A 17,261-nucleotide genomic window follows, 5' to 3' on the forward strand; every position below is an offset into this window, starting at 1 on the left:
CCACCAGTTAAACTGGTGGTTTTGATTTGTCAGGCGCGGGACAGATACTTTATCTGTTCTTTTCCAGTGGAAATCGGGTATAATAAGGGTAGATCAGATTGGCGTAAGGAGGCACTTTTATGGCAGTTACCATTTTAATGGGCAAGGCCGGAAACGGTAAGTCATCCCAATGTTTTAATGAACTGCAGGCTTGGGAAGCGGCCGGCGGCAAGGCGATGCTCCTGGTCCCGGACCAGGCGACATACGGCGCTGAACGGCGGTTGGCAGAACACGCTAAAGGCCGTGGTTTTGTCGGAACGCAGGTCGTCGGTTTTTCCCGCCTGGCCTATAATGTGTTCCAAGAGCAGGGACTTTCTCATGCCTCGTTGTCGGAATTGGCCCGGAAGATTATTTTACAGCGCCTGCTCCATAAGGGCGAAAAGGATTTTTCCCTGCTGCAGACGGCAGCCAGACAGCCGAATTTTGCCGATACGGCTGGCCGGTTTCTAGGGGAATGCCGTTCTTTCTGTGTGTCTTCCGATACGCTTCGCAAGGCGGCTGACGCTGTTTCTAGTACGACCTTGTCCCATAAATTGCAGGATATGGCCTTATTATATGATATGTATCAGGCCTTTTTAAGCGACCATTTTGGCTCGGCCGATGATACCATGACCCTGTTGGCCAAGGCCGTTGACAAGGATCCTTTTTTACAGGGAGCCCGCGTTTGGGTTGATGGTTTTCAATGGTTTACGCCGCAGCAGATGAATATCTTACAACAAATCGAGGCGGTGACCGATCATTTAACGATTACCCTGACTATTGATGCCGACCACCTGTTGCAGCAGCGGCGGGAAACGGCACTCTTCCATCGGGCGTATGAGGTATACCGTGATTTACAGCGCCTCTTTCCGCACTTGGAAACGGCCGTCGTTCCCGAGCCGCCGCCGACGGCTTTGACGGCCTTCCAGCGTGATTTCTTCCAGGTTGTCCCAGCGGAACAGTCGCACCCGGTATCGGCCCTCTCTGTGTGGGAATGTCAGGATAAGGACGGCGAAATCGAAAGTATCGCCTGGGAAATCCTCCGCCAGTGCCGTAAAGGGCGGCGGTTCCGTGATTTTCTCATCCTGGCCCGGTCGAGTGAAATGTACCATAATCGGATGGAACGCATCTTTCGCCGCTACGGGATTCCCTGTTTCAGCGATTATCGGAGACCGATGACAAGTCATCCCGCAGCGGAAGCCATTTCGGCCCTGCTCAGTGTCTTTCGTACACGCTGGTCTCATGAGGCCTTGTTCCGCCTGCTCAAAAGCGACCTCTTTCCCATCAGCCGTCACGACGTCGATGATTTGGAAAACTATTGTCTGGCCTACGGCATTCAGGGCTATCATTGGCTGAGTGGAAAGACGTGGAATTATGGCCGCCGCCATGAAGGTCAGGCCATCATTGAAGAGCGGGAAGAAGCTCAGCTGCAACGGATCCAGGATATTTGCCAAGCTGTTCGGGATATTTTGATGCCGGCCTGGGAGGAAGCCCAAGACGTACATAGTCTTCGCGACTGGTGTACCTTGCTGTACCAATGGCTGCGGACGCTCGGTGTTCCGGAGGCCCTGGCCCGCTGGCAGGAAGACGATGAAGCCGCAGGGCAGACCGAAGCCGGAAAAGAACACGAACAGGTGTGGAAGCGCATCATGGACTTTCTCACGGAAATCGTCGACTTCTGCGGCGACGATGTGACCGATATCGACGAATTTTCTCAGATCATTGAAGGCGGGTTGGCGACGCTCAAATTCAGCCTCATCCCGCCGACCTTGGATCATGTAACCCTTACGTCCGTCGAACGAGGCTATACGATGCAGGCGCCGGTCGTCTTTTTATGCGGCGTCAACGACGGGATTTTTCCCCAGCACAGTAGTGAAGAAGGGCTGTTCAGTGATAAGGAACGGCGCAGTCTGGCGGACCTCGGTATCGTTCTCGGGCCGGGCAGCCGGTTCCGCTCTTTCCAGGAACGGTTCCTGTTCTATTTGGCCGCCACACGGGCCAGTGAAAGCTTCGTCCTTTCCTATATGGTCGCCGACGATGACGGCAGTGCCGTGGAAAAATCGTCATGGATTCATCAGCTCTGTGATAAAGGCTATGTGGCGGATATCCTTCGTCGCGATGATGCGATGGATTTTTCTAAGGAGGAAAAGCCTGTCCTGGCTCTGCCGGCAGGACTTCATTACTTGCCCGGTCAACTGCGTCCGGCCCTCGACGGTCAGACCGTAGACGATACCTGGTGGGCCCTCTACGATTGGGCTTGGCAAAAGGGCTGGCGTCACCAGGCCGTACGGGCTGTGCAGGGCCTCTTCCATACGAATTTACCGGTTACCCTGCCAGCCAACCTCGTACGCCGCTTATTTGCACCCGACGGCGTGCTGCGAGGGTCGGTTACGAAATTTGAACAGTACCGGAACTGTCCCTTTGCTTATTTTTCCCGCTATGGACTCAATCTGGAAGAACGGCGCCGATATCAGTTTGCGGCGCCTGATCTGGGGATGCTCGTCCATGGGGCGCTGCGCATCATCGGTGAAAAGCTGCTTCGGGAAAAGAAGCAGTGGCAGGATATTCCTGATGACGAGGTGCCGGTTATTTGCCGCCAGGCGACGGATGAGCTGGCGCCGCAGGTTCAGCATGACATCCTGATGTCGAACGCCTACTTTTCGCAGATTAAAGAACGGCTCATTCAAACCCTGACTCGTACGGTCCGCCATCTCTGTGCCTTCAGTGCCGCTTCGGGATTCCGGATGACGGGCCTTGAAAAATCCTTCGGCCGGCCCGGAAGTCCTTGGGAAGCCCTTCATTTTACCTTAAAAAGTGGTCTCGACGTCGTCGTTACCGGCCAGATCGACCGCATCGATATGCTGCGTCAGGACGATCGGACCTACGTCGTCGTCATCGATTATAAATCGGGGCGGAAACAGCTCGATATCAGTCAGATTTTTATGGGCCTTGAACTGCAGCTCTTGACCTACATGTTCGTCGCCCTCCTCAATATTGGCGACGGTGCCGTTCCGGCGGCTGTACTCTACTGTTACGTCCGCAATGATAAAGTGTCGTTGTCGTACCGCATCGACGAGGCCGATAAGAAGAAGCAGTACGATGCCAAAGGCAAGCTGACTGGGTTTTACCTCAATGATGGCGACGTCATGAAAGAGTTGGATCGCTCCATGGAGGGCTTTTCGGACTTTTTGAACTTACGATTGAAGAAAGACGGGACCTTAAGTGATCAGTCGAAGTCGATTTACGACGAAGCCGGTTGGAGCCACCTCCTGACCTGGGCTTCTCAAAAGCTGCAGGAACTGGCCGGCGGCATCGGCGATGGCGATATTTCCATTCATCCGGTCATGCTGAAACAGCAGACGCCTTGCCAGTACTGCCCGTATCGGGCCGTCTGCCGCTTCGATCTTTCCATGACCGGCAATACCTACGATGCTGCCGAGAAGGAAGATACGGATGAGATGATACGTACTATTTTTGACAGAGGAGGTGAGGACCATGGCATGGACTGATGAACAGCAGGAGGCCATTGACAGCCGAAAACAAACGCTGCTCCTGTCGGCAGCTGCCGGCTCGGGGAAGACGGCCGTCCTGGTCGAGCGCATTATCCGCCGCCTGTTGGATAAGACGTATCCCATCGACATTACGGAACTCTTGGTCGTTACCTTCACCAACGCGGCGGCGGCCGAAATGCGGGACCGTGTCGGACAGGCATTGATGAAGGCTTTGTCAGAGACCAAGGATCCGCGTATCGAACGGCAGCTGGCCTTATTGCCGTCGGCTCACATTTCGACCCTTCATTCCTTCTGTCAGTACGTCATTCGCAAATATTTCTATACCATTGACCTGGACCCGACCTTTTCCATTGCTGGTCAGGAAGAATTGAACCTCCTGCGCCGTCAAGTACTGTCCGATGTCTTTTTGTCGTACTACGAAGACGAGGAAAAAGCTTCCATCCTCTATCCCTTGGCCGATATGTTCGGCAGTGACCGCGGCGATGATGTCCTGATGGATACGGTGAGCCGCATGTATACCTATGCCCGGAGCCTGGCCTGGCCGGAACATTGGTTGAAATCGTCGGCCATGGCCTATGAAACGGGGCCTGACACGACGATCGATGACCTTCCCTGGGTACAGCCGGTCAAAGATTTCGTGCAGCGAATCCTTAAAAAAGATATCGCCCTCTATGAAAGAGCTTTGTATCATCTGCGCCAACGGGATGATTTTTCGGCGGCTTGTGACCAGTTTTCAGCGGAACAGGTAGCGTTAAAAGCGGCTGCTGGTGAAAAGCGTTGGGATGATCTGAGATGCCGCATCAATGCCGTTGAATTTTCCCGTTTAAAGACGCTGCGCGGCTTAGATGACGACGACAAGGCCATTTGGGAGCAGTGCAAGGCCCTTCGGGACAGCGTCAAGAAAGACCTTACGAAAACGCTGCAGCCCGTCTATTTTTCGGCGTCGTCTGAAGAGTGGCTCGATGGAATCCGGGCCATGAAAACGATCATGGATGGACTGGTCACCCTGACTTTAGATTTTGCCCAGGCCTTTTCGAAGGCGAAACGGGAAAAGGGCTGGATTGACTTCAGTGATCTCGAGCACCTGTGCTTAAAAATCCTCCTCAGCCCCGAGGCAACGCCGGATAACCCCGTGCGTTCGGCGGCAGCCGAAGAACTGAGAAGCCAGTATGAGGAAGTCCTCATCGACGAGTATCAGGATACGAACGGCGTACAGGAATTGATTGCCCGCCTCGTTTCATCCGACGACAATCGCTTCATGGTAGGCGATATCAAGCAGAGTATCTATCGCTTCCGCCTGGCCGATCCGACGCTGTTCATGGATAAATACCGCACCTTCAGCCGCGAGGCCGAGGCCCATCAGCGCTGTATCGACTTAGGACGGAACTTCCGCAGTGTACCACTTGTTCTCGATGCCGTAAACGACGTCTTTTCCCGGGCCATGACGATGGATGCAGCCGGGATGGATTATGGAGAAAGGGAAAGGCTCTATGCCGGTCGGACGGCACCCGATGATCCATCCTGGCTGGGCGGCCCGACGGAAGTCGACCTGGTCGATACATCCGGCGACAATGAAGGCTTGACGGCCTTTGAACAAGAGGCCCGTTTTGTGGCTTCCCGCATCGGCGAACTCTTGGAAAGCGGAAAGATGGCCGCCCGAAAAGACGGGACCTTGGAACCCTTATCCTATCGCCATATCGTCATCCTCGTCCGGTCCATGAAAAATAAAGCCGATAAATTGATTCAGGCCTTGCAGGAACGAGGGATTCCGTCCTATGCCGAGCAGCGAGGCGGCTATTTTGCCGCCGTTGAAGTCCAGGTCATGCTGGCCCTTCTGCGCTGCATCGATAATCCGGAGCAGGATTTGCCCATGGCCGCCGTCCTGCGTTCACCTCTGGTCGGTCTCGATGAGACGGCCTTAGCCGAACTGCGCCTCTGTGGCGACGGGACACTGTGGCAGAATCTGCCGGTCTTTTCCGATTCCCTTGACGATTCGGATCCCTTAAAAGAAGATATCGACGATTTTATAAGTCATTTTGAAGAATGGCGCACGTACAGCCGCCGTCAAGGCGTGGCGGAACTCATTCAGCGGCTCTATGCCGATACGGCTTACGTCGACTTCGTCGCGGCCATGCCCGGCGGTGACCTTCGTCAGGCTAACCTGAAAGCCCTCTATGATCGGGCGCAGCAATATGAAGATGCCGGGTTCCGCGGCCTGTTCCGCTACTTACAGCTCATCGATAAGATGATGGAAGACGGCCTCGACCTGGCACCGGCCAAGGTAGTCAGTGAAAAAGAAGACGTCGTCCGCATCATGAGCATTCATCAGAGCAAAGGCCTCGAGTTTCCCGTCGTCATCGTCGCCGATATGGGGAAAGAATTCAACCGCATGGATCTTCATGAACCGATCCTCTTTCACAATGAGCTGGGCATCGGCCTTAAACAGTACGATTCGGCGTGGCGAATGTTTTATCCGACCCTCATCTGGAGCGGTATCGAAGCCAAACTCCGCTGGGAAGGAACGGCCGAGGAAGAACGGGTGCTCTATGTAGCCATGACCCGGGCTCGGGATCAACTGATCTTGATCGGTCACGATTCCAAAGCGGCCGATCATTGGAGCCGCTGGGCTGACGGACTCGATCCGGCCCAGGGGAATTCATACTTTGACTGGGTCATGCCGACGGTGGCAGCCTACTTTGGAAATGAGGTCAATGCCGAAACGATCCGAGCCGGCGCGTCCTGGCAGGGCGACCGCTGGAAGCTTCGCATCGTCTCGCCGGAACCGGCTCCTGGACTGACAGCAGAAGTGCTGTCCGGGGAACCTAGGTTAGAAGCTCTGCGGCGCGGTGATATGACCGATACGGCCATTCCCGATTGGCTCGATCGCCAGTTATCCTGGCAGTATGCCTTCCCAAAGGCCGTCACGACAGCTGCCAAGTTTTCAGTATCTGAAGTAAAGCGCAAGTACCACGAACTGCAGAGCGAAGAACTGGCGGAAGAAAAGGGCTTGGCCCTTTCACCGGAAGCCATTCTTCCGCCGGAAGCCATTCTTCCGCCGGAGACAGCGGTCGAGAATCCCTTTGAAGACCTGCCGCCATGGCTGGCCTCCGATGAAGATCACGTCAGCGGAGCTCAGCGTGGTACGGCCCTTCATAAAGCGATGCAGTACATCACGCCGGCTGCCGATCATACGGAAGGGTCCCTTCGCCGGGAACTGGCGGCCTTTGTGCAGCGAGGGACCTTCAGTCCGGAAGAATCGTCACTGATATATATTCCAGTCTTAGCTTCTTTTTGGCGGTCTGAACTGGGACGACGGATGGCGGCTTCACCGGAGCTGCATCGTGAATATCCCTTTACGGTCCTGTTAGCCGGCGGCGCCCTGCCGGACATCGAAGACGGGGAACGCTTTTTGATTCAAGGCATCATCGACTGTTTATTCCGTGAAGACGACGGCTGGGTTCTCGTCGACTATAAGTCGGACCGGTTGGAAAGCGATCGTGACTTTAAAGAACGCTATGCCATCCAGCTGGATTTGTATAAACAAGCTGTGGAGCAGATTACCGGGATTCCCGTCCGGGAAACCTATATCTATAGTTTTCATTTACAGCGTGAAATTATGATTTAAAAGGAGGTTTTTTCATGGGTGTTTTTGATGTTGTCGGGCCGGTTATGATCGGACCCTCCAGCTCCCATACGGCCGGGGCTGCCCGCATCGGTCTCATGGCCCGGGAGATTTTGAAAGACGAGCCGAAAAAAGCCGTCATTACCGTCTACGGTTCCTTTGCCAAAACCTACAAAGGCCATGGCACGGATAGGGCCCTCGTCGCCGGCCTGCTCGGCTTTTCGGCAGACGATGTTCGCTTGCGTACGTCCTTCGAACTGGCCAAAGAAGCGGGACTCGATATCGATTTTCATCGTTCCGATGAAGAGGTCCACCACCCGAATACGGTGCGCATTGCCATGACCGGGGCCTCGGGACGACAGGTCGAAGTCCTTGGCGTCTCTCTCGGCGGCGGCAAAATCGAAATTCGTGAAATAAACAGAGCCGACGTCGCTTTAAATGGGGAAGAACATACCTTGATTACGGTCCATCGCGACCAGCCGGGCATCATCGCCCAGGCGACGACGGTCCTGGCCATCGGCCATATCAACGTATCGAATATGCGCGTGTTCCGCAGTGCCAAGAATGCAACGGCGGTCATGATTGTCTGCACCGATAGTGCCGTACCGCCGGAAATCGTGCATATGATTGAAAACATTACGGCCATTGAAAGCGTCGTGACCTTGCGGCCTATTTAGGAGGGATAAGATGTATAAATATGAATACAACAGCCTTCATGACCTGCTGTCCCTGGCTGAAAAGGAACAGACGACGCTGTCGGACATCGTCGTCCGCCATGAAGTGGAATCATCGGAAGTAGTGGAAGAAAAAGTACGGGCTATGATGGACAGCCGCCTCGATGTCTTTCAAGAGTCCATCGATGCCGGCATGAGTGATCCGGGAAAATCGGTCAGCGGCCTCGTCGGCGGCGATGCCCATAAGCTGGCTGAAAGCACGCCGACCCTCTTGGGGCCCTTGGCCCACAAGGCGGCTATCTATGCCCTGGCGGTCAGTGAAGCCAATGCCAAGATGTTTAAAATCGTCGCCTGCCCGACGGCCGGTTCCTGCGGCATCGTTCCGGCGGTCATGATGGCTGCCGCTGAGACCCTCGACGTATCGCGCGAAGCCATGGTAAATGCCTTGTTTATCGCGTCGGGTATCGGCGCCGTCGTCTCTCATAATGCGACTGTTGCCGGCGCCGTCGGCGGCTGTCAGGCTGAATGCGGTACGGCAGCAGGCATGGCCGCTGCGGCCGTGACCTCGATGGCCGGCGGCAGCAACGACATGATTTTACAGGCCTTCGCCCTCTGCTTGAAAAATACCTTGGGCCTGGCCTGTGACCCCGTTGCCGGGCTCGTAGAGGTTCCCTGCGTCAAGCGAAATGCCGTCTTTGCCGTGGAAGCCCTGGCGGCTGCTGAAATGGCCTTGGCCGGTATCAAGAGCGTCATTCCTCCGGATGAAGTCATTTCGGCGATGGCTGAAATCGGCCGGATCATGCCGGTGGCCTTAAAAGAAACGTCCGACGGCGGCCTGGCTCGGACGGAAACGGGAAAAGCTATTGCGGCCCGGCTGGAAAAGGCCATGGAAGCATAAAAAAGAGTGTTGGCAGGGATTTTTGGGCAATGAAAAAAGACTGCCCATACGGCAGTCTTTCCGGCCCTCCCTGTACTACTCCTTTTCCCTGATATCTGCTCGGTTTTGTGCAAGTGCCGGCTGTCCCTCGAGACGGCGGTAAATCATACGGCATAGGCTGGCAGAAATGGGAGCATCCTTAGGCTGACAGGTAAATTCAACGATCAATTCAGCTTCGAAACGATTCAGTTCTACCCAGCGTACCTTCAATGTAAGTCATCCCTTTGCGGTTAATATAGTTCGGTTCGTTACTTCCTATTTTACTATACCGTCCAGCCTTTTACAAGACAGTTTGCGTCCCTCTGAGTTGACAATTTTGAGGTTTATTGCTATGATATATGCCGTCAATTGAACAGGCGATACGGTCCGCAGGGAATCTCTCCGACAAGGAGACTGGCGACTCTGAAACGGTTATCGTCATAATCGTGAAAGAGGGGCTTCGCATTTGCGGGGCCCCTTTTTTGGTTGCCAAAAGACGGAATATTTATGTTATAATGAAGTTGAGTATAACGCAAAGGGGGGAGATTCCATGAATACCTTACCGTTACAGACAGCCTGTCGGCCCCGCTTTTTTTCCTTAACGGATACGAAAAAGATCAAAGGGCTGCACCATGAATACGGACAGGCCGTCCAGCAGTATTTCCACCGCCTTTTTCCTCACCGTCGCTGGCAGGTTTTCCGAGATCCCGTCGGCACGCCGCTGGCCATCGATGTAGAAATCTTGTATCCGACGGAGGAAGAGCCTTTTTACCTGCTTCATACCATGGGCATGAGTGCGTCGCCCATGCGCTATCCGTCGGGAGCTTTTTCGGCGAACGAAGGCTATAGTGAACTGTGTCTCATCTTGCCGGCCCGGTGGCCGTTTCGACGAGAGCGGGGACTGTCACTGAACGATAAGGCGGCCTGGCCGATTTGGCTGCTCATGGAATTGGGGCGCTTTCCCCACGTTCACGACGTGTGGATGGGGTATGGCTTTTTATTGCCCAATCGGGAAAAACCGGAGTCTTTTGCTGAGGATACGGCGCTGTCCGGCGTGGTCATCGTTCAGTTTGAAGGACAGCTGGGAGGCGTGAAGATGCCCGATGGGACGACTGTGGAACTTCTCATGCCCATCCTTTTATACAAAGAGGAAATGGACCTGTGCAGCGACATTGGTATCGATAGTTTAGTCGATGCTGTGCTCGATGAATGCGGCGGTTCTTTCCTGCTCAATAAAGATCGGCCGAATATCGCCCTTGAGGACGATTGGGGGCCTTAAAGAAAGGTGGATTGGACGATTTGATTACCAGTACGACGACGCTCGTTCCCGACAGTCCGGCTGCTGCCTATGATGCCTATCGTCAGGCTGCGTCCGCTGTTTTTCTGGCGGGAGCGCAGGGGTTGAAATATAGAAAAGAGCATTATGAGCTGGTCGTTGATTTATCAAAAGCCGGGCTCAGCTACATTGAAGATGAAGGCGATGAAATCGTCATCGGTGCCATGACGCCCTTATGGCAGCTTAAGATTTCTTCGGTCATTCAAAAATTGGCCGGTGGAGCCGTCAGTCGAGCCATCAGTGATATTGCCGATAAGGATGTTCAGCGTTACGGTACCCTTGGCGGCGTCATTTCAGGGAAAGGGGCTTTTTCCGTGCTGCTGCCGATTTTCCTGTCGCTGCACGTCGACGTCCTGCTTCAGGATAAGGGGCGTATGAGTTTGGAAGACTACCTGCAGTGCCCGCCGATGGGAGAATTGGTTACGGGTATTTCCATTGCCCGGGAAGAAGTGTATACTGCTTATAAGGCCTATCGCCGGCTGCCGTCGGACGAACCTTATTTGGTCGGTGCGGCGTCTTTGCGGGATGATTCCTGGCGCATCGTCGTCGGCGGTCGTCCCGGGGCAGCGGCCATTGCCTGGTCAGCCAGTGATGAATTGACGGAAAAGGGCATGGCTGTTAAGGAAAATGTAGCTCATTTAGCCAGTGAAGAATTGGATTTTGGAAATTTCGGAACCTGCTCGGAAGCCGAACGGCGGAGTTTGACGATTGAAATGGTTCGCGGTCTTATTAAAGCGGCTTCGAAGGGATACAGCCGTCATATTGCAAATTAGGCGTATAAAAGGGGGTTCATTCATGTTTAAAGATAATCGTTGGCGGCGTATGCTGCAGCCTGGCATTACGGCCATTGTAGGCGCCGGTGGAAAGACGACGGTATTAGAGCGTCTCGGTACGTATGGCCACGGCGGCCATCTGCCTATGATGGTCAGCAGCATCGTGCCCATGGACAGCACGCGCGTCGACAATGTCGAACCGTTTGACGTCATCTGCACCGAAGATGTAGAAAAGGGCGAGGCTTTTTGTGCTGAACGAATTGCGTCCGGCCACGTTCCGGCTTGGTTTGCCGGCCTTGATGACCAGGACTGCTATATCGGTCTTGATCCTAAGGTCATCGATGAAATCAAGCAGCGCCATCCGGCTTGGTATATCCTCATCGAAGGCGATGCCGGCCGCGATAAATGGCTCAAGGCGCCTCTGGCTGACGATATCCCCCTTCCGGACAGCTGCGATACGGTCATCGGTGTCCTCAATCTGCAAATGTTAGGCAATGTCATCAGTGGTGAAAAAATAGAAGGCGTCGAAACGGCGGCGGCTATCATGGGACGTCCCTGCGGTGCCGTCATTACGCCGGCCATGCTGGCCAAGCTCATCCAGCACCCGCGCGGCTTATTCCGTGGGACGCGCTGTACGCGCATCCTCTTCTGCACAGGCTATAATTCCGTTCAACACCGCATGACCGAAGCCCTCCTCGACGATCTCGAAGACTTCGACCTTACGGCCAGTGTCCTGGCTGACGGCTATCGAGAAACCTGCACGATACGACAGTATATCAATTACGATAATGTAAGAAAGAAACGGATGTAAACGAATGAAACAAAAAGGAAGATTATTTTTTGGTTGTGTTTTGTGTGCTGCCCTGGTTACCCTGGGCTTTCTATTGAATGTCGACCGCGATGAAGTCATTGCTGCGGCGGAAGAAAGTCACGTTCCTCCGGTAAAAGAAGTCTTTTCTTCTAAACCCGACGTGGCCTTTGTCGGCGACGATTTTTCGTTGCCCTCTGTCGATAATGATAAACCGGTTTATGATAAATATACGACTCGCCAGCGCCAGGAAAAAGGCCTGCCGACGACGTACGGTGGGACGCGGGATTATTACTATGGCGACAACGTCGTGTATCTGACCTTTGATGACGGACCGAACGATAAGAATACACCTCGTATCCTGGAAATCCTGAAAAAGGAAAATATAAAGGCTACTTTTTTCCTGACCGGTCAAAATGTCGCTCGCTATCCCGATGTGGTCAAGCAGATCTATCAATCAGGAAATGCCATGGGCCTTCATTCTTATACCCATGATTATAAAAAATTATACCAGTCTCCGACGGCGTACATCGATGAAATGATGCAGACCGAAGAGGCGATTTATAACGTCATCGGCGTCCGGCCGATTATTTCCCGCGCGCCGGGCGGAACGAAAGGTCACTTTACCGATGCTTTCTGGCCGGCCATTGAACAGCTGGGCTACGTTGAAGTCGGTTGGAATGCCTTGACCGGCGATGCCGACGGGACCGGAAAATCTGCCGGCAAAGCCGTTGAGAACATTAAACAGCAGCTCGAACTGCGGCCGTACCTTCACCGCCATCTGGTCATCCTCATGCATGATGCCTCCGGCCACGGTGCAACCGTTGACGCCCTGCCGGCTATCATTAAGCTTTTAAAAGACCGCGGTTATACCTTCCGCGTCGTCACGACAGCCATCCCGCCATCTTGGTAGAGCATGCAAGGTATGTGTATAAAGTATGTAAAATAACGGCTAGTTAAACGATTATCTACAAGGATTCTCATATCTATACAGAGAATCCTTGTTTTTTTAGCCTTGACAACTATCTCGTTGAGGTATACAATGACGACAACGAATTTTTAAATGAGGAGATCATTATGAACATGCCATGCTTACGTCAGGCAATTGAATACGTCTTTACTTATTTTGGCTGGGGCTACCTGTATTTTAGCGCTGGCTATTTTTGGTACAACGAATTCAATATGACCGATGTAGACATGAGGAGACTTCCATCTGTTCCGTTAAAGCCGGCTCTAGCCGGATAAGCAAGGCGCGGATAACAGGCGAGAAATAAAGCTTTTTAGAAGCAGGCTCATGGGAGCCTGCTTTTTTTTATGGAAAGGGAGGAGACACGCCAATGATTATTGTGTTGAAAGCAAATACGACAAAAGAAGAAGTAAAACCATTAATGGACAGTCTGAAAGCCAAGGGAATGCAGATCGATATCAGTAAAGGCACCCGACAGACGGTGATGGGCCTTGTCGGCAATACGGCCGTCATCGATGTGGAACAAGTCCAAAGCTATGAATTCGTTGATAAAGTCATGCGTGTCGAAGTCCCATATAAAAGAGCCAGCCGTGCCTTCCATCCTCAAGATTCGGTTATCCCGATCGGCAATAGCGGCGTGACCATTGGTGGTAAAAAACTGGCCGTCATTGCCGGTCCCTGCTCGATTGAAACGCCGGAACAGATCGAAGGCGTCGCTTGTGACGTAGCTAAATCCGGAGCCGCTGTCCTTCGCGGCGGCGCTTTTAAACCGCGGACGTCGCCGTACTCTTTCCAGGGGCTGGGCAACAAGGGCCTCGATATGCTGAGAAATGCCGGTCGTAAGGCTAAACTTCCGGTCATTACCGAAATCATGTCGGCCGACAAACTGCCGGTATTCCTGGAAGACGGCGTCGATATCATCCAGATCGGGGCCCGCAATATGCAGAACTTCGACCTCCTTCGGGAAGTCGGCAAGACGAGAAAACCGGTCTTATTAAAAAGAGGACTCAGCGCGACCATCGAAGAATGGCTCATGTCCGCGGAATACATCATGGCTGAAGGCAACCGCAACGTCATCCTCTGTGAACGCGGCATTCGGACCTTTGAGACCTACACCCGCAATACGCTGGATTTAAGCGCCGTCCTTGCCGTCAAGCGGCAAAGCCATTTGCCTATCGTCGTCGATCCCAGTCATGCGACAGGGAAACGCTGGATGGTGGCTGATTTAGCCAGAGCGGCCGTGGCTGCTGGTGCTGACGGACTGATGATTGAAGTACACAATAATCCCGACAAGGCGTTGTGTGACGGGGCTCAGTCGATTACGCCGGCCATGTTTACGGATCTGATGGATTCGCTTCGTAAATTAGCGCCCATTGTCGGACGAGAATTATAAGGAAAGCAGGGAGTGTAATGGATACGGAAGCTAGTGGTTTTAATACGAACGAGACGGTGGCCATCATCGGACTGGGCCTCATGGGCGGCTCCTTCGCCCGGGGCCTGCGGCGCATCGGAACGAAGCATATCATCGCTGTCGATACCGATGAAAAGGCCCTTCAAAAAGCCAAGCAGGAAGGGATGGTCGACGAGGTGTATACGACGGGGAGTACAGCTTTGCGGCGGGCCAGGATGATTATTTTCTGTACGGCGACAGCCGTCATGATTCGCTTTTTGGCGGAGCATAAGACTTGCTTTGCTCCCGGGACGATCGTAACCGACGTGGCTGGCATCAAGGGCGATACGGCCGATGCCATTAAGGCGCTGTTACCGGAAGGCGTCGACTTCATTCCCGGTCATCCCATGGCCGGTCGGGAAGGGAAAGGCTATGCCATGGCCAGTGCCGATATTTTTAATAATGCCAATTATATCCTCGTGCCTATGCCGGAGAACAAGGAAAACCACCTTCTGGCCGTTACCAGTATGGCCATGGCCCTTGGCTGTGCCCATGTCGTTCGCGTATCGCCGGAAAAACACGATCGATTCATTGCCTATACCAGCTGCCTGCCCCACGTCTTGGCGACGGCCCTGGTCAACAGCGAATCGATGGATCCGATGACCAAATACTTCGTGGCCGGCAGTTTTCGCGACGGCACCCGCGTAGCCGATATCAATGCCGCCTTGTGGACCAGCCTGTTCTTGGCCAATAAAGAGAACCTCGTACATGAAATCGATTGCTTCCGGAAGGCCTTAACTGATTTTTCGACGATGTTGTCCGATGAAGATGCCGAAGGGATGACCCGATTTTTACAGCAAGCCGCTGCGCGGAGAAGGGACTTAGTTTATGAAACACATTCACGTTGAATTAGGAAAAGATTCGTATGATATTCATATTGAAAATGGACTCCTCGACCGGGCCGGTGATTACATCCGCAGCCTGACCAAGTCAAAGACCTTGGCGGTCATTACCGATTCTCACGTCGACGCCCTCTATGGAAAGCGCCTGGAAAATTCCCTGCAGACGGCAGGCTTTCGGGTCCATCGCTTGGTATTTCCGGCTGGAGAAGAACATAAATGTGCCTCTTCGCTCCTCGACTTATATCAGTCCCTGTCCGATTCGGGGATTACCCGCAGCGACTATGTCATCGCCTTTGGCGGCGGCGTCGTCGGCGACTTAGGAGGCTTTGCGGCAGCGACCTTTTTGCGGGGCATTCCTTTCATCCAGATTCCGACGACCATCATTTCCCAGGTCGACAGCAGCGTCGGCGGGAAGGTCGGCATCGACTTGCCGAGCGGCAAGAACCAGGCCGGTAACTTTTATCAGCCCAAAGGCGTTCTCATCGACCCGACCCTGCTGCAGACGCTGCCGAAACGATTTATCCACGACGGCATGGGGGAAGTCATTAAATACGGCTGCATCCGCGATTTAGAACTCTTCGAACTCCTCGAAGGTCTCGATGATGAAGGGATTTTTGACCACTGGGAAGAAATCATCGAACGTTGCTGTAAGAGTAAAGCCGACCTCGTCGAACGAGACGTCCTCGACATGGGGGAACGCATGATTTTAAACTTCGGCCATACCATTGGCCATGCCATCGAAGGCTGTTACGGTTTTGGCCGTTATACTCACGGCGAAGGCGTCGCTGCTGGCATGTCGATGCTGACCGGCGTCACCGAAGCGATGGGCCTTACGAAAGAGGGTACGACGGCACGGCTGCGCAAGCTCCTTATCCGCTACGGCCTGCCCGTCGACGTCGATGCCTCGGCAGAAGACCTCATCCCCTATATCAGTAATGACAAGAAGATGCGGGGCAATCACATGACGCTCATCATTTTGAAAGAAATCGGCAAGGGAAGACTGCTTCCCCTCGAGGCAGAAGAACTGCCGAAATACATCCGAAAGAAGGTCGCTCCATGAATGTAACCATTAAACCACAGGCCTTGCAAGGGACGGTAGAAGCTCCGTCTTCCAAGAGCATCGGTCATCGCGACCTCATTTGCGCAGCCCTGGCAGACGGTGAGAGCCTGGTCGACAATATCTCCTTATCTCAGGATATCGAAGCGACGTGCCATATCTTGAACGCCCTCGGCGCCAAGATTACACCAGCGCCTTCGGCCCATCCCGGAAGATCGGCGTACCTCGTGCAGGGGGGATTACAGAAACGGCCCGGAACCTTAGCCGTCGACGCCAACGAATCGGGGTCGACCCTGCGATTCCTGGTTCCCGTCGCTGTATTAAGTGGTAACCGCTGTACTTTTTCCGGGCGAGGCCGATTAGCCAAACGGCCGCTGACCCCGTATTACAACCTCTTTGATGAAAAGAGCATTGCCTATGAGACGACCGAAGGCGGCCTACCCCTCACCGTAGAAGGTCGCCTTGAAGCTGGAACCTACGCCCTGCAAGGCGATGTGAGCTCTCAGTTTTTTTCGGGCCTGCTCATGACCTTGCCCCTCCTCGACGGCGATTCGCGCCTTCGCAGCACGACGCCGCTGGAATCGGCGAGCTACGTCGACATGACCATCGATTGCCTGCGCCAGCACGGCGTCGTCATCGATAAAGAATGGGACGGTTCGTACCGCATCGCCGGCAATCAGTCCTACCGGCCGGGAACGTACACCGTCGAAGGGGATTACTCTCAAGCCGCCTTCTGGCTCTCGGCAGGGACCTTGGGCAGGGCCGTCTGCTGCACCGGCCTTCGCCAGCACTCTTCTCAGGGCGATGAAGTCATCGTATCCCTCATCCGCGACATGGGCGGCCAAATCGAGGGCAAGACGGAATTGACGGCCTGCCCGTCGGACCTCGTCGGCCGGGTCATCGACGTCCAGGACTGCCCGGATCTGGTGCCGGTCCTGACCGTACTGGCCTCTTGTGCCAAAGGGATTACCCGCATCGTTCACGCCGGCCGGGTTCGCCTTAAAGAATGTGACCGCCTGCACGCCATGGCCACAGAGCTTAATAAAATCGGCGGCGACGTCGAAGAAGAAGCAGAAGGCCTCATCATTCACGGCGTCGACGGCTTTACCGGCGGCACCGTCAGCGGCTGGAATGACCACCGCATCGCCATGGCCCTGGCCGTGGCCTCCCAGCGCTGCCGTCAGCCCCTGCGTATTGAAGGCGCCGAATGCGTCCGTAAATCTTATCCTGACTTCTGGAAGGATTTCGAGACCTTGGGCGGTATGATTGAAAAGGAGGAAGGATAA

The 17,261-nt window shown here is 54.1% G+C and carries 12 protein-coding genes; all 12 read left to right on the forward strand.

Going from position 1 to position 17,261, the window contains the following annotated elements; genetic code table 11:
* Positions 1-119: 119 nt before the first annotated feature.
* The 12 genes from HMPREF3201_RS10735 to aroA all read left to right on the forward strand — a co-directional run bounded on the left by HMPREF3201_RS10735 (position 120) and on the right by aroA (position 17,261).
* Positions 120-3,527: a PD-(D/E)XK nuclease family protein gene (locus HMPREF3201_RS10735; RefSeq protein WP_062413058.1), complete on the forward strand. Its 3,408-nt coding sequence runs from the start codon at positions 120-122 to the stop codon at positions 3,525-3,527.
* Positions 3,514-7,155 (forward strand): helicase-exonuclease AddAB subunit AddA, encoded by a 3,642-nt coding sequence (gene addA / locus HMPREF3201_RS10740; protein ID WP_062413059.1) that lies wholly within the window; start codon positions 3,514-3,516, stop codon positions 7,153-7,155. Before HMPREF3201_RS10735 ends, addA begins: the two co-directional genes overlap by 14 nt.
* Positions 7,156-7,169: 14 nt before the next feature.
* A complete protein-coding gene (gene sdaAB, locus HMPREF3201_RS10745) occupies positions 7,170-7,829 on the forward strand; it encodes an L-serine ammonia-lyase, iron-sulfur-dependent subunit beta (RefSeq protein WP_062413060.1) in 660 nt (219 codons plus the stop codon).
* Positions 7,830-7,839: 10 nt separating this feature from the next.
* Positions 7,840-8,724 carry an L-serine ammonia-lyase, iron-sulfur-dependent, subunit alpha gene (sdaAA, locus tag HMPREF3201_RS10750; protein WP_062413061.1) on the forward strand — a complete coding sequence of 295 codons (885 nt, stop codon included), beginning with the start codon at positions 7,840-7,842 and terminating at the stop codon, positions 8,722-8,724.
* Positions 8,725-9,292: 568 nt separating this feature from the next.
* Positions 9,293-10,021 (forward strand): suppressor of fused domain protein, encoded by a 729-nt coding sequence (locus HMPREF3201_RS10760; protein WP_062413063.1) that lies wholly within the window; start codon positions 9,293-9,295, stop codon positions 10,019-10,021.
* Positions 10,022-10,041: 20 nt separating this feature from the next.
* Positions 10,042-10,851 (forward strand): FAD binding domain-containing protein, encoded by an 810-nt coding sequence (locus tag HMPREF3201_RS10765; RefSeq protein WP_062413113.1) that lies wholly within the window; start codon positions 10,042-10,044, stop codon positions 10,849-10,851.
* Between the two features lie 22 nt (positions 10,852-10,873).
* Positions 10,874-11,662, forward strand: a complete 789-nt coding sequence (gene yqeC, locus HMPREF3201_RS10770; protein WP_062413064.1) for a selenium cofactor biosynthesis protein YqeC — start codon at positions 10,874-10,876, stop codon at positions 11,660-11,662.
* 4 nt (positions 11,663-11,666) lie between these two features.
* Positions 11,667-12,572: a polysaccharide deacetylase family protein gene (locus HMPREF3201_RS10775; protein ID WP_062413065.1), complete on the forward strand. Its 906-nt coding sequence runs from the start codon at positions 11,667-11,669 to the stop codon at positions 12,570-12,572.
* 424 nt (positions 12,573-12,996) lie between these two features.
* Positions 12,997-14,019: a 3-deoxy-7-phosphoheptulonate synthase gene (aroF, locus tag HMPREF3201_RS10780; RefSeq protein WP_062413066.1), complete on the forward strand. Its 1,023-nt coding sequence runs from the start codon at positions 12,997-12,999 to the stop codon at positions 14,017-14,019.
* Between the two features lie 17 nt (positions 14,020-14,036).
* The gene (locus tag HMPREF3201_RS10785) at positions 14,037-14,924 is read left to right on the forward strand and encodes a prephenate dehydrogenase (RefSeq protein ID WP_062413067.1); all 888 of its coding nucleotides are present in this window, start codon (positions 14,037-14,039) and stop codon (positions 14,922-14,924) included.
* Positions 14,905-15,978 carry a 3-dehydroquinate synthase gene (aroB, locus tag HMPREF3201_RS10790; RefSeq protein WP_062413068.1) on the forward strand — a complete coding sequence of 358 codons (1,074 nt, stop codon included), beginning with the start codon at positions 14,905-14,907 and terminating at the stop codon, positions 15,976-15,978. The genes HMPREF3201_RS10785 and aroB overlap by 20 nt, the downstream gene beginning before the upstream one ends.
* Complete coding sequence (gene aroA / locus HMPREF3201_RS10795) at positions 15,975-17,261, forward strand: 3-phosphoshikimate 1-carboxyvinyltransferase (RefSeq protein WP_062413069.1); 1,287 nt, start codon at positions 15,975-15,977, stop codon at positions 17,259-17,261. The genes aroB and aroA overlap by 4 nt, the downstream gene beginning before the upstream one ends.

It is taken from the genome of Megasphaera sp. MJR8396C (assembly GCF_001546855.1).
Lineage (GTDB): Bacteria > Bacillota > Negativicutes > Veillonellales > Megasphaeraceae > Megasphaera.